At 74.7% G+C, this 13,116-nt stretch carries 10 protein-coding genes; 2 read left to right on the plus strand and 8 right to left on the minus strand.

The features are described from left to right. Positions 1-149 precede the first annotated feature (149 nt). A complete protein-coding gene (locus A2CP1_RS05865) occupies positions 150-1,061 on the plus strand; it encodes a serine/threonine-protein kinase (RefSeq protein ID WP_012632509.1) in 912 nt (303 codons plus the stop codon). 7 nt (positions 1,062-1,068) lie between these two features. Here A2CP1_RS05865 and A2CP1_RS05870 read toward each other — a convergent pair whose 3' ends face one another. The 7 genes from A2CP1_RS05870 to glnE all read right to left on the minus strand — a co-directional run bounded on the left by A2CP1_RS05870 (position 1,069) and on the right by glnE (position 11,072). Beyond that, the gene (locus A2CP1_RS05870; RefSeq protein ID WP_012632510.1) at positions 1,069-2,214 is read right to left on the minus strand and encodes a cysteine desulfurase family protein; all 1,146 of its coding nucleotides are present in this window, start codon (positions 2,212-2,214) and stop codon (positions 1,069-1,071) included. Between the two features lie 31 nt (positions 2,215-2,245). After that, entirely contained in the window at positions 2,246-3,370 is a 1,125-nt protein-coding gene (locus A2CP1_RS05875) for a DHH family phosphoesterase (RefSeq protein WP_012632511.1), read from the minus strand. After that, positions 3,367-4,194: a deoxyribonuclease IV gene (locus tag A2CP1_RS05880; RefSeq protein ID WP_012632512.1), complete on the minus strand. Its 828-nt coding sequence runs from the start codon at positions 4,192-4,194 to the stop codon at positions 3,367-3,369. The genes A2CP1_RS05875 and A2CP1_RS05880 overlap by 4 nt, the downstream gene beginning before the upstream one ends. A gap of 202 nt (positions 4,195-4,396) precedes the next feature. Next, on the minus strand, positions 4,397-5,161 hold the full coding sequence (locus tag A2CP1_RS05885; protein WP_012632513.1) for a Fic family protein: 765 nt from the start codon (positions 5,159-5,161) through the stop codon (positions 4,397-4,399). A gap of 318 nt (positions 5,162-5,479) precedes the next feature. Further along, positions 5,480-6,394 carry a branched-chain amino acid transaminase gene (locus A2CP1_RS05890; RefSeq protein WP_012632514.1) on the minus strand — a complete coding sequence of 305 codons (915 nt, stop codon included), beginning with the start codon at positions 6,392-6,394 and terminating at the stop codon, positions 5,480-5,482. A gap of 112 nt (positions 6,395-6,506) precedes the next feature. Then, a complete protein-coding gene (locus tag A2CP1_RS05895) occupies positions 6,507-7,937 on the minus strand; it encodes a patatin-like phospholipase family protein (protein WP_245529992.1) in 1,431 nt (476 codons plus the stop codon). A 90-nt stretch (positions 7,938-8,027) separates the two neighbouring features. Continuing rightward, positions 8,028-11,072 (minus strand): bifunctional [glutamate--ammonia ligase]-adenylyl-L-tyrosine phosphorylase/[glutamate--ammonia-ligase] adenylyltransferase, encoded by a 3,045-nt coding sequence (glnE, locus tag A2CP1_RS05900; protein ID WP_012632516.1) that lies wholly within the window; start codon positions 11,070-11,072, stop codon positions 8,028-8,030. Positions 11,073-11,165: 93 nt separating this feature from the next. Between glnE and A2CP1_RS05905 the strand changes: the two genes are divergently transcribed. Then, the gene (locus A2CP1_RS05905) at positions 11,166-11,612 is read left to right on the plus strand and encodes a hypothetical protein (RefSeq protein WP_245529993.1); all 447 of its coding nucleotides are present in this window, start codon (positions 11,166-11,168) and stop codon (positions 11,610-11,612) included. A 6-nt stretch (positions 11,613-11,618) separates the two neighbouring features. On the opposite strand, the gene A2CP1_RS05910 is transcribed toward A2CP1_RS05905, so the two are convergent. Further along, a complete protein-coding gene (locus A2CP1_RS05910) occupies positions 11,619-13,064 on the minus strand; it encodes a sigma-54-dependent transcriptional regulator (RefSeq protein ID WP_012632518.1) in 1,446 nt (481 codons plus the stop codon). Positions 13,065-13,116 lie beyond the last annotated feature (52 nt).

Raw genomic sequence — 13,116 nt, forward strand, 5'->3', positions numbered from 1 at the left:
CCGGCGGCACGCGGGAGGGCGCGCGCATTCGCCACGGAGCCGCACCGTTCACGCATCGTGCGCGCAGACACCCGGGGCCCGCCTCCCGGCCCGGGTCCCGTGCGCGCGGGCGCCCCGCCGTGGCGTTCGTGCTGTAGAACAGCGGCCCGATGGCGATCGCGCTCGACCGCTTCCGCATCCAGGGGCTCATCGGCCGCGGCGGCATGGCCGAGGTCTTCCGGGCGGTCGCCCTCGACGGGCCGCTCGCGGGCCAGACGGTGGCCCTGAAGCGGCTCCGGCCCGATCTCGCCCGCGACCCCGGCTTCGTGGCGCTGTTCGAGAACGAGGCGGCCGTCACGCGGCGGCTCCGGCACCCGGGGATCGTCGAGGTGCTCGAGACGGGCGTGGCCGAGGGCGCGCCGTTCATCGTGATGGAGTACGTGGACGGCCGGAACCTGAAGGAGATCCTGGCCCGCTGCGGGCAGCGCGGGATCCTGCTGCCGGTGGACTTCGCGGCGTACGCGGCCCACGTGCTGGCGGGGGCGCTCGCGCACGCGCACGCCGGGGTGGACGCCGCCGGGGCGCCGCTCGGCATCGTGCACTGCGACGTCTCGCCGTCGAACGTGTTCGTCTCCCGGCTCGGCGAGATCAAGCTGGGGGACTTCGGGGTGGCGCTCACGCCCGGCGCCGCGGGCGCGCCGGGGCCAGGCGCGCTCGGCAAGGTGCAGTACCTCTCGCCCGAGCAGCTGCGCGGCGAGCGCCCCACGCCCGCCTCCGACCTGTTCGCGCTCGGCGCGGTGCTGTTCGAGCTGTTGACCGATCGGCCCGCGTTCCCGGGACGCGACGTGAACGAGGTGGGCCGGCGCATCCTGGCCGGCGAGGCGCGCGCGCCCTCGTCGCTGCGGCGCGAGCTTCCGCCGGCGCTGGACGCGCTCGTGCTCCGCTGCCTCTCTCGCGATCCGGCGCAGCGGCCGGCCAGCGCGGCCGCGGCCGCGGACGAGATCGCAGCGCTGTACGATCCGGCGGTGGGCACGCCGCTCGCGATCGCGGCGGTGGTGCGGGGGCTGTTCGGGGCCGCGTAGCGGCGCGCTACGCGGAGCCCGCGATGGCGCCGCGCACGCGCGCCACGAGCGGCGGCACGATCCGGAGCGCCGCGTCCACGTCCTCGGCGGTGGTGGTCCAGCCGAGCGAGAGGCGCAGCGTCGCGCGCGCGTCCGCGTCGGAGAGGCCGAGCGCGAGCAGCACGCCCGACGGCCGGGTCGAGCCGGAGTGGCAGGCCGACCCGGCGCTCGCGCACACGCCCTCGAGGTCCATGGCCATGAGCAGCGCCTCGGCGTCGCAGCCCTCGAACGTGATGGAGAGCGTGCCGGGCAGGCGGGGGGCGCCGGCGCCGTTCACGCGGGCGCGCGGCACCGCGGCGAGGAGCCCGGCCTCGAGCCGGTCGCGCAGCCCCGCCAGCCGCGGACCCTCCTCCGCCACGGCGGCGACGGCCGCCTCCAGCGCGGTGGCCAGGCCGGCGATGCCGGGCAGGTTCTCGGTGCCGGCGCGCCGGCCGCGCTCCTGCTCGCCGCCCAGCACCGGCGCGAGCCGCAGGCCGGGCGCGACCCACAGCACGCCGGCCCCGCGCGGCCCGCCGAACTTCTGCCCGGTGAGGGCCACCAGGTCCGCGCCCAGCCCGCGCACGTCGAGCGGGATCTTCCCGGCCGCCTGCACGGCGTCGCAGAAGAACGGCGCGCCCGCGTCGCGCGCCGCCGCGGCGAGCGCGGGCACGGGCAGCACCACCCCGGTCTCGTTGTTCGCGCGCATGGCGCAGGCGAGCGCGACGTCGGGCCCGAGCGCGGCCCGGAACGCCTCCGGGTCCACCTGGCCGCGGCGGTCCACCGGGACCACCGTGAGCGGCGTGCCGGCCCGCTCGAGCGCGCGCGCGAGCGAGAGGACGCAGGGGTGCTCGACCGCGGTGACCACCAGCCTTCGACGCCCGGCGGGCGCCGCCCCGAGCACGCCGCGGATCGCGAGCGCGGCCGACTCGGTGGCGCCGGAGGTGAACACGATCTCGGCGGGGGCCGCCCCGACCGCGCGGGCCACCCGGTCCCGGGCGCAGTCGAGCAGGTCGCGCGCGGCGCGGCCGGCCGCGTGGACCGAGCTGGGGTTGCCGAACACCTCCAGCGCGTCGCGCACGGCGGCCCTGGCGTCGGGCCGCATGGGCGTGATGGCGTTGTGGTCGAGGTAGATCACCGGCGCGCTCCGGCCGGCCCGCAGGGCAGGGCTAGACGAGCTTCTTCGGCTTGCGGGCGCGCACGCCGAACGCGTCGAGGAAGTCCTTCACGACCTCCTCGCGCAGCTTGCGGTTCGCCGCGGCGCCGAGCCCCTTCACCGGCAGCCGCGCGCCGGCCATGGTGCCGTGGCCGCCGGCGGAGCCGCCGCGGGCCTCGATGACCTCGCGGATGAGCCGGCCGGCGTTCATGCGCCGGTCGGTGGTGCGGACCGAGAAGAAGAGCGCGTCCTCGTACTGCGCGAACGCGAGCGACCACTTCATGTCCTCGAGGTACATGAAGCGCTCGGCGATCTCCGCGACCATGTCCGGCGTGTAGATGGTGCCGAGGTCGCAGATCACCACCTCGCCGTAGACCTGCGCCCGCTCGATGGCGGTGTGGTAGAGGCGGAAGTAGTCCTCGGGCAGCAGCGGGTGCTCGATGGCGCCGAGCGCGTCCTTGTCCGTCATCGGGAACAGCCACAGGTACGCGTCCACGTCGGTGGGCGTGGTCTGCCGGCCCAGGTCGCGGGTGTCGGCCTTGATCCCGTAGAACAGCGCGGTGGCGAGGCCGGCGGGCACCTTCAGGCCGCTGGCGCGGAAGTACTCCGCGAGCACGGTGGAGGTGGCGCCGATGGGGCCGCCCACGTCGGCGATGGGCGCGAGGTGCGAGTCGGGCCGCTCCGGGTGGTGGTCGATGACGACGTCGGGGAAGTGGCGGGCCGGGAGCGAGTGGTTCCCCTGCTCCGGCTGCGTGTCGACCATGCAGATGAGGTCGTAGTCGTCGAAGACCACGCGGGCGATGGGGACCACCGGCAGCTTCAGGACCTTGATGAGCGCGCGGTTCTCGGCGCGGCCCACGATGCCGCCGTAGGCGACGATCGCCTCCACGCCGGCGAGCTTCTCGAGCAGGTACGCGAGCGCGACGCCCGCGGCGATGGAGTCGGGATCCGGGTTGTCGTGCGTGAGGATGAGCGCGCGCTCGTGCGAGCGGGCGTACTGGATCAGGCGATCGAGCTTGGCGCGGGGCGATTCACCGCCGCGGGGATAGAGCGTCATCCGGGCGGCGCGGACCTCCGGGCGGATCCGCGGCTTCTGCGGCTCGTCGGGCGGCTGGCGCATGGGAAGGTGGACCTTCATCGGCGTACGAGGCCGCGGAGGACCTCGATGTTCTCCTTGAATCGCGACTCGGTCTCCACGAACCCCGGGATCTCCGCGAAGCGGGGGTCGTTCACCAGGCGGCGGAAGGGGTCCAGCCCCATCGCGCCCTGCCCGATGTGCTCGTGCCGGTCCACCCGGCACCCGAGCGGCTTCTTCGAGTCGTTGAGGTGGAACGCGCGCACGTTCGAGAGGCCGACCACGCGGTCGAGCTCCTGGAAGGTGCGGTGGTATCCCTCCTCGGTGGTGAGATCGTAGCCCGCCGCGAACAGGTGGCAGGTGTCCACGCAGACGCCGGTGCGGCGGCGGGCCGCGCCGGGGATCGCCTGGCGGATGGCGGCGATCTCCTCGAACCGCCAGCCCAGGCTCGATCCCTGGCCGGCGGTGGTCTCGACGAGGAGCTTCGCCTTGCCGGGGACCTTCTCGATGGCCCGCTGCATCCCCTCGGCCACGAGCTCGAGGCCCTGGGCCGCGTTCTCGTGGCTCCCCGGGTGGAAGATCAGCCCCGGGATGCCGAGCCGCTCGCAGCGGTCCAGCTCGTCGGCGAGCGCGTCCCAGCTCTTCTTCCGCAGGTCGCGGTCGGCCGCGGCGCTGTTGATGAGGTAGGAGGAGTGGGCCGCCACCGGCTTGCGGGTACGGCGGGCCTCGCCCTGGAAGCGCTTCACCTCGTCGGGCTCGAGCGGCTTCGCCGCCCAGCCGCGGGCGTTGCGGGTGAAGATCTGCAGGCAGTCGGCGCCGTCGGCCTCGGCGCGCGCGAACGCGGTCGAGACCCCACCGGCGATGCCTTCGTGTGCTCCCAGGAGCATAGGGGGGCGTAGCTATACAATAGCCGGCCCCCGCCCCGCCATGCTCGGTCGGCCGCGGGCGGGGACAGCCCCAAAATCCAGTCGTGTCGGCAGCTTGCGTGCGGGCGGCGCGCTCGGGGCTCCCCGCGCGCCGGCGGCCGGCGCACAGGAGATGCCCATGTGCGCACCCGTTTGGGGTGCGCCCGGTGCGGTGCGAGGTCGCCTAGCGGGCGGCCTTCCGGGCCCGCGGCGCCTCGGCGAAGTACTTCTCGGCCTGCGACAGCCCGTTGTCGAGCGCCTCCATGGTCAGGTCGCGCAGGATGGTGTCGGGCAGCCGCAGCGACTCGTAGTACCGCTGGCGATCGGTCGCGTGGACGATGACCGGCAGCTTGTACCCGGCGTGCAGCAGGACGAGGTTCGCGAGCAGGCGCGCCACGCGGCCGGAGTTCTCGGTGAACGGGAACACCTGCATGAAGCCGTGGTGCAGCTTGCACGCCTGCTGGATGGGGTGCGCGTTGCGGAAGTCGGCGCCCTCGGTCGCCTCGAGCAGCTTCTGGAGCGCGGGCTGGATCTTCGCCGGCTGCGCGATGTCGTGGAAGTACGCGCGGTGGAGCGGCATGTCCTTGCGGTACTCGGCGACGCTCCGGCCCTCGATGCCGTGGCCGAGCGTCTCGTACAGCTTCTTCACCGTGGTGAGGTTGAGCTTCGGCTTCTTCGCCGCCGCCTCCTCGCGGACCAGGTCGAGCGCCACCTTGTGGTTGCGGATCTCCTGGAGCGCGCTCACGAACGTGACGTCGGCGAGCGGCGCGTTGGCGAGCGCGGTGGCGAGCTCCTGGCTCGAGTACACGACGCCCTCGAGCGCGTTCTCGTGGTAGAGCCACGACAGCTCGTACCGCGCGAGGAAGTCCTGGACGATCTCCGGATCGCCGCGGAGACGGTCCGCGAGATCCTCCATGCGATCGTCGATGTCGACGTATCGGGTCCGCATCTTGGGTGCTCCTCTGCGCGAGGGGGATCGGCCCGGGCATCGAGGCGCGGAGCCGGTCGAACCCTTCGGCATCTCAGGCGATTTCCTTGGTGGGCCCCACGGAAAGTCCGGGGAATCTAGCCGAATCGTTCGCGAAAGGTCAACGGAATTGCCCTTCGGCGGATGGAACCGGCCGGGGGGCAGGTTTGTTCCGTCGCCGGCGCGCGCGAGGGCCGTCCTCCGGGGGCAACCGCCCGGAAAACGGCCCTCGTGTCGGGAGGATGTGTGGTGGCTCGCCCGTGGGAGCCCTGATGGGGCTCGGCGCGGGCGCGCGGGCCCCTAGTAGGGCGTGAGCCACTCCCGGTGCTTCGGATCCTCGCCGCCGACCGCCTTGAAGAACGCCTCGGAGATCCGCTTCGTCACCGGCCCGGGCTCGCCCTTGCCGATGCGCCGGTTGTCGAGCTCGCGGACCGGGGTGACCTCGGCGGCGGTGCCGGTGAGGAACAGCTCGTCGGCGAGGTAGGCGGTGTCGCGGGTGAACTTCTCCTCCTTCACCGGGATGCCCAGGTCGGCGGCGAGGCGGAGCACCGCGTTCCGGGTGATGCCGTCCAGCACCGGGGAGGAGAGCGGCGGCGTCTGCAGCACGCCGTTCTTCACGATGAAGACGTTCTCGCCCGAGCCCTCGGCCACGTAGCCGTCCGCGTCGAGCAGGATCGCCTCGTCGTAGCCGGCGAGCGCCGCCTCCCGGGTGGCGAGGAACGAGTTCACGTACTGGCCGGACACCTTGGCGCGCACCATCTGGCCGCCGATGTGGAGCCGGGCGATGGACGAGACCTTGGCGCGGATGCCCTTCGCCATGCCCTCCTCGGAGAGGTAGGCGCCCCAGGGCCACGCCGCGACCAGCACCTGCACCGGGTTCGGCGCGCCGACGCCCATGGAGCCGGTGCCGAAGAACGCGAGCGGGCGGATGTAGCCGGCCTTCAGGCCGTTCGCCTTCAGCACGTCGACGCAGGCGCGCTCGACGTCGCCGGGCGCGAACGGGAGGTCCATGAGCATGATGCGCGCCGAGTCGAACAGGCGCTGGATGTGCTCGCGCAGGCGGAACACCGCCGAGCCCCCGCCGGCCTGCTCGTAGGCGCGGATGCCCTCGAACACGCCGATGCCGTAGTGGAGCGCGTGGGTGAGGACGTGGACCTTCGCGTCCTCGAAGGCGACGAGCTTGCCGTCGAGCCAGATCCTGTCCGCCTTGATCATCGTGGCCCTTCCGAGGTTGGTGGGAGTGGGTCGACGAAGATGCCCCAACGCGCCGCGGGATTCAATCGCACGATGCGCGGGGGCGCACCGCCGGTGGAGCGCGGGCGCGCGGTCAGGCGAGCGGCGCGAACGGCCGCACCATCCGCGCGACGAACGGCATGTCGGGGTGCAGCTCGGCCTTCCCGGCGTGGATGGCGTGCCGCAGCTCCTCCCGCGAGGGCACGATCTCGACCGGCGAGAGCACCTTCTGGAACGACCGGTGGTGGTGGGCGAACGGCCGGTTGCGGGTCACGTTCTGCGCGGCGAGCTGCTCCAGCCCGAACCAGAGCGGCTGGGAGAGCTTGGGCGCGAAGCCCTCCAGCGCGAGCACGAACGCGTTCCGCGTGCCGATGGCGCCGCGCTGCACCGTGGACCACGCCGCCCGCGCAGGGAGGTTGTCCACCAGGCCGCCGTCGACGAGCCGGAACACGTCGTGCTTCTCGAGCAGGGCGCCGAGCAGGCGGTGCATGCGCTCGTCGTCGCGCAGCACGTCGTAGTGGATGACGCCGGGCAGGGCGGAGGAGAAGCCCACCGCGTCGATGGCGTCGAACGCGTGCGTCTCGGCGTCGGCGCCCAGGTAGATGCGGGCGAACCGGTCGCGCTGCACGATGAGCTCGCCCACCGCCTGCAGCACGTCGGAGAACATGCGGGTGAGCGCGCTCGGCCGCGGCGCGCGGGCGTCCAGGTCGAGCAGGTGCTCGTAGTAGCCCGGGTCGCGCGGCAGGGCGCCGTTGCGGATCCCGGTGACCGCCACCACCAGCGGCACCGCGAGCTGCCCGAGCGTGAGCGGGTGGCCGTCCGGGCCCTTCAGGAACTCGCCGATGGCGGCGCGCAGGTACAGGCGCAGCGCCGCGGGCAGGCCGTAGCGGTTCCCGGTCTGGAGGAAGCGGAACAGCGTGCGGAAGGAGAGCCCGCTCAGCGCCTCGTCCACGTCGTCCGGGTTCCAGCGCGCGCGGCGCGCCCGGAACAGGAGCAGCACCGAGCCCATGCTGGTGCCGGCCAGCAGCCGCGGCACGAGGCCGTACTGCTCGAGCAGCGCGAACGCGCCGAGGTACGACCAGGCGACGCCGCCGCCGCCGCCGCACACCAGCACCAGCGCCTTCTCGCAGACCTCGCGGTCGAGCGCGCCGGGCGCGAGGCGCCCCTCCGCCGCCGCCACGGCCCGCGCCCGGAACGCGCGGGCGCGCAGCGACAGGTTCGGCACCATCCCGGTCGCGGCGGCGCGATCCGGTCCGCCGGTCGCGAGCAGGGCCGAGACGAGCGGGCGCACGTCCTCGCGGAACGGGGCGAGCGCGGGCTCGAGGTCCACCTCGCCGCCGTCCGGTGCGCGGATCCGGCCGATCCGCGCCAGGTTGAGCGCGTAGCGGAGCGCCGCCTCGTCTCGCTCGGACAGCCACGCGGGCGTGCTCACCACCGAGCGGACCAGCGCGGCCTCGGCCTCCTCGAACGGGCGGATGGCCTCGTGGTGCAGGTCGAGCGGGTCTTCGGGCGGGACGGGGCGCATCGGGGGCGGGCGCATTCTACGCCGCGGCCCCGACGCGCCCGTACCCCACCTCGGCGCACCCGGCCGGCGGGCGGCGCCGCGGGCGCGGCGTCAGCGCACGACGTCGTCGAACGCCTGGCGCACCGCCGCGGTCACGCGCGCGTACTCCGCCAGGAACCGCGTGCCCGGCTCCGCGCCGTAGTAGCCGAGCCGCCGCGCGAGCTGGTGCAGCGGCGGCCCGCTCGCGGGCAGGTGGTCGATGGTGAAGTCGTGGACGATGCGCAGGCGCAGCTCGACGTGGCGCAGGAACTCGTACCCGCGCGCGAGCGCCTCGTGCTCCGCCTCGCGCAGCAGGCCGGCGGCGCGCAGCGCGCGCAGCGCCACCGGGGTCGAGGGGGTCCGGATGGAGGGGTGGTCGTGCCCGTGCGCGAGCTGGAGGAACTGCGCCGCGAACTCCACGTCCACCAGCCCGCCGCGCCCGGTCTTCGGGTTCTTCCCGTGCGAGGCCTCGCGCGACAGCTCCGACTCCATCCGCTCCCGCATGCGCCGGATCTCGGCGGCGAGCGCGGCGGGGTCCTCGCGCCGGCCGTAGACCGCCGGCACGATGGCGCGCGCGCTCACGTCGTCGAACAGCGCGCGGTCGCCGGCCACGAACCGCGCGCGGAGCAGCGCCTGGCGCTCCCAGAGCTGGCTGCGCACCGCGCCGGCCGCGCCGTCGCGCGCGGCGCCGCCCGGGAGCGCCTCGCCGGTGTGGTAGCGCACGAACCCCTCGGCGCCGATCACCAGCGCGCCCTGGTTGCCGGAGGGGCGCAGGCGCGTGTCGATCTGGTACAGGCGCCCCTCGCGCAGCGGCATCTGCAGGAAGGACATGAACCGCTGCGCGAGCCGGGCGTAGCGCTCGAAGCCGGGCTCGGCGCCGCCCGGGTAGAGGAAGATGAGGTCGAGGTCGGAGTGGTAGCCGAGCTCGCGCCCGCCCAGCTTCCCCATGCCGATGACGCAGAGCCGGCCCGGCGGCAGCACGCCCTTGGCGCGCGCCTCGTCCTCGGCCAGCGCGAGGCACGCCTCCAGGCACGACTCGGCGAGATCCGAGAGCTGGCTCGCGACGCTGGGCAGGTCCACGGTGCCGGCGATGTCGTGGATGGCGATCCGCAGCACCTCCTCGTCCTTGAAGCGGCGCAGCTCGCCCAGCTCGTGCTCCAGCAGGTCGTCGAGCGGGAGCGACCGGTCCACCGTCGCGAGGCGCTCGCGCACCCCGGCGCGGAGCTCGTCGAGCGGCTTCTCCAGCACCACCTGGTCCTCCCGGAGCAGCAGGTCGATGAGCTCGGGGTGGCGCAGGAAGCGCTTGGACAGGAAGTCGGAGGTGCCGAACAGCGAGAGCAGCAGCCGCGCGATGCGGCGGTGCTCGGCCAGCATCTTGAAGTACGGGTCGGGGTTGCGGAGCGCGGCGGCGAAGTCGGCGAGGTGCGAGAGCGCCTGGTCGGGATCGGGCGTGCCGAGCGCATCCGCGAGGAGCGACACGGCCGCGGCGGGATCGCCGAGCTGCGAGAACGGCGTGCGCCGGCGGGCCATCGAGTCGATGGCGGCGATGGCGCGGTCCGGGTCGGCGAGGCCGCGGCGGGTCGCGATGGCGGCGCGGCGGTCCGCGGGCACGTCGGCGTCGGCGAGCAGCGCCAGCTCGGGATCGAGCGGGGCGGTGCCGGCGCCGGTGCCGAGCAGGCCGGCGAAGTGGCGGGCCACGCGCTCGCGGTGGTCCGAGAGCACCGCCTCGAACGCCTGCTCGGACGCGTAGCCCATGGCGCGGGCCAGGCCGGTCCGCTCGCCGGGCGGGGGCAGGCGCTGGGTCTGGGCGCCGTCCACCATCTGGACGCGGTGCTCGGCGCGCCGCAGGAACAGGTACGCGTCGGCGAGCTCGTCGCGGTCCTTGGCCGGGACCACGCCGGCGAACAGGAGCCGCTCCAGCGCCGGCAGCACCGCGCGCTCGCGGAGCGGCCGGCCCTCGTCGCGCCCGCCGTGCAGGAGCTGCAGCGCCGAGACGAAGAACTCCACCTCGCGGATCCCGCCGCGGCCCAGCTTCAGGTCGTCCTTGCCCTCGGCGCCGGCGCGGGCGTCGATGCGCGCCTTCATCGCCTGGATCTCCGCCACCACGTCGAGGTCCAGGCTGCGGCGCCACACGAACGGCTCGAGGTGCCGGAGCAGCTCGTCGCCCACCGCGAGATCGCCGGCGCCGGGCCGCGCCTTCACGAGCGCGTTGCGCTCCCAGGAGCGCCCGAACGCCTGGTAGTAGTACTCGGCGGCCGGAATGCTGTTCACGATGGGCCCGCTCCGGCCGTCCGGCCGGAGGTTCAGGTCCACCCGGAACACGAACCCGTCCTCGGTGGGCTTCGCGATGGCCTCGGTGACGTGCTCGGCGAGCTTCGCGTAGTAGGCGAAGTGCGTGAGCGGCTTCGGCCCGTCGGTCTGGCCGTCCTGCCCGTACACGTAGATGAGGTCGATGTCGGAGGAGAAGTTGAGCTCGCGCGCGCCGAGCTTGCCCATGGCGACCGCGCAGAAGCCCGCGCCGAACTCGCGCCCGGCCAGGCCGGACGGCGCGCCGTGGCGGGCGCGCAGGCGCCGGTCGTGGAAGCGGATGGCGGCGTCCACGCAGGCGCAGGCGAGCGCCGACAGCTCCCCGGTGATCTCCTTCACGCGCGCCCGGCGCAGGTCGCGGAGCGCGATGCGCACCACCTCGCGCGCGCGCACCCGCCGGAGCAGGCGGTGGAAGCCGTCCACGTCCCCGGGGTCGAGGCGCCGCGCGGTCCGGGAGAGCACGCGGCGCAGGTCGGCCTCGGTGCGCGGGCGGAGCAGGTGCGGCGAGCGGGCGGCGCGCCGGAGCAGGCGCGGGTCGCGGGCGAGCAGGGCGGCGACCAGCCGCGACCCGCCGCAGAGCAGCGCGAGCGCCTCCAGCAGGTCCGGCTCGGCGGGCAGCGCGCCCGCGCCGTCCACGTACCGCTCGATGCCGGCGAGCGCCAGGTCCGGATCCGGCGCGCAGGCGCACGCCTCGCGCACCGCGGCGATCCGGCCGGGGAACTTCCGCTCCAGGCGGGCGAGCCGCTCCTGCGACTCCGGGGCGCGGGGCTCGAGGGGCGGCAGGCCGGGGATCGCGTGCGAGGTGGGCATCGGCCGGCCATCATAGCGCCGCGCCGGGGCGCACCCCGCCGGATGCGCACGCCGCGCTGGCCGGGCGCGCCCGCGCCGCGCTACCTTCCGCGGATGCGCTCCCTCGTGCTCGCGGCCATCCCCGTGGCGTTCCTCGCCGCCTGCTGCACCGACGGCTCACCGGCGCCGCAGCCGCCCGCGCCGCCTCCGGCCGCGGGCGGGCCGGAGGCCGGGACCGGGCCGGGCGACCCGGGCGCGCCGGCGGGAGCGGCGATCCGGTCCGGGGCCGGCGAGGCGGGAGGCGCCGCGACCCCGGCGGCGCCTCCGCAGGCGCACACCCCGGCGCCGGCCGGCGCCTGCCGGCGGACCGGCTGCGCCGGCGAGCTGTGCGCGGCCGAGGACCTGGTCTCGCCGTGCATCATGAGGCCGGAGTTCGCCTGCTACGTCGCGGCGCGCTGCGAGCGCCAGGCGGACGGGGCCTGCGGCTGGACCGGAGACGCGGCGCTGCAGCGCTGCCTCGCCGAGAAGCGGGCGGGGAAGCCGGCGGATCGGCTCCCGTAGCCCTCGTCAGCCCTCCGCGTTTCCCTCGCCGCCCTCGTCGGGCTCGACCTCCTCCCTCGGCGGCGCGCGGCCGGCGCGAGAGAGCCCGTGCTGCTTGATCTTCTTGTGGAGGTTGGTGCGCTCGACGCCGAGCGCCTGCGCGGCCTGGGTGATGTTCCAGTCGTGCTCCTCGAGCCGCGAAAGGATGTAGTCGCGCTCGACCAGGTCGCGGAGCTCCTTCAGCGGCACCTCGCCGTAGCGGGACAGGTCGGCGGAGCCGGGGGGCGGGGGCGGCGCGGCGCGCGGGCCGACCGTCTCCGGGACGTCGGCGGCGGTGATGCGCTCGCCGCTCATGATCACCATCCGCTCGCACACGTTGCGGAGCTCGCGGACGTTGCCGGGCCAGCGGTGCTGCCTCAGCCGGTCGTAGACGGCGGGGTCCACCGGCTTCGGGCGCAGGCCGTTCTCGCGGGTGGCGAGCTGGAAGAAGCGCTCGGCGAGCACCGGCACGTCGTCGAGCCGGTCGCGGAGCGGCGGCACCGTGAGCGGCACGACGTTGAGGCGGAAGAACAGGTCCTCGCGGAACGTGCCGTTCCGCACCTCCTCCTCCAGGTCCTTGTTCGTCGCGGCGATGATCCGGACGTCCACCGTGAACGCCTTCTCGCTGCCGACCCGGACCACCTCGCCGGTCTGGAGCGCGCGGAGCACCTTGGCCTGGGCCGACAGCCCCATGTCGCCGATCTCGTCGAGGAACAGCGTGCCGCCGTGCGCCACCTCGAACTGGCCGCGCCGGCGCGCCGCGGCGCCGGAGAAGCTGCCCTTCTCGTGGCCGAACAGCTCCGACTCGATGAGCTCGGAGGGGATGGCCGCGCAGTTCACCTTCACGAACGGCCCGTCGGCGCGCCTCGACTGACGGTGCACCTCGGCCGCGACCAGCTCCTTGCCGGTGCCGGACTCGCCCAGGACCAGCACGCGGCCGCTGGTGGGCGCCACCTTCCCGATGTCCTCCCGCAGCTTCCGCATGGCGGGGCTCTCGCCCAGCATGTCGTCGGAGAAGCGGCGCTCGCGCGCGGAGAGCGCCTGGACCTTGCCCTCGAGGTCGCGGCGCGAGAGCGCGTTGCGCACCGAGACGAGGACGCGGTCGCGGTCCACCGGCTTGGAGAAGAAGTCGGTCGCCCCGCGCTTCACCGCGTCCACCACGTCGCTCGTGTCGGCGTGGCCGGAGATCATGATGACCGGCAGGTCGCGCCACAGCTCGCGGGCGCGCGAGAGCAGGGTCAGGCCGTCCATGCCGGGGAGGCGGATGTCGAAGACGCCGAGGTCCACCGGCTCGGACTGGAGCACCTCCAGCCCCTGCTCGGCGCTCTCGGCCTCCAGCACCGCGTAGCCCTCGGCCTCGAGCACCATCCGCAGCGTGCGCCGGATGTTCCGCTCGTCGTCCACCACCAGGATGCTCGCCTTGGTCGGGTCCATGCGGGCGCGATCATAGGCGACCTCGGCCCGGGACGCCCGCGCCGCGCGCGGC

Origin of the sequence: Anaeromyxobacter dehalogenans 2CP-1, from assembly GCF_000022145.1 — a bacterium.
Taxonomy (GTDB): domain Bacteria; phylum Myxococcota; class Myxococcia; order Myxococcales; family Anaeromyxobacteraceae; genus Anaeromyxobacter; species Anaeromyxobacter dehalogenans.

Bases quoted from the DNA above. Each gene is read 5' to 3' on its own strand.
- A2CP1_RS05865 (WP_012632509.1), top strand. From the start codon at position 150: ATGGCGATCGCGCTCGACCGCTTCCGCATCCAGGGGCTCATCGGCCGC.
- A2CP1_RS05875 (WP_012632511.1), bottom strand. From the start codon at position 3,370: ATGAAGGTCCACCTTCCCATGCGCCAGCCGCCCGACGAGCCGCAGAAG.
- A2CP1_RS05880 (WP_012632512.1), bottom strand. From the start codon at position 4,194: ATGCTCCTGGGAGCACACGAAGGCATCGCCGGTGGGGTCTCGACCGCG.
- A2CP1_RS05885 (WP_012632513.1), bottom strand. From the start codon at position 5,161: ATGCGGACCCGATACGTCGACATCGACGATCGCATGGAGGATCTCGCG.
- A2CP1_RS05890 (WP_012632514.1), bottom strand. From the start codon at position 6,394: ATGATCAAGGCGGACAGGATCTGGCTCGACGGCAAGCTCGTCGCCTTC.
- A2CP1_RS05895 (WP_245529992.1), bottom strand. From the start codon at position 7,937: ATGCGCCCCGTCCCGCCCGAAGACCCGCTCGACCTGCACCACGAGGCC.
- glnE (WP_012632516.1), bottom strand. From the start codon at position 11,072: ATGCCCACCTCGCACGCGATCCCCGGCCTGCCGCCCCTCGAGCCCCGC.
- A2CP1_RS05905 (WP_245529993.1), top strand. From the start codon at position 11,166: ATGCGCTCCCTCGTGCTCGCGGCCATCCCCGTGGCGTTCCTCGCCGCC.
- A2CP1_RS05910 (WP_012632518.1), bottom strand. From the start codon at position 13,064: ATGGACCCGACCAAGGCGAGCATCCTGGTGGTGGACGACGAGCGGAAC.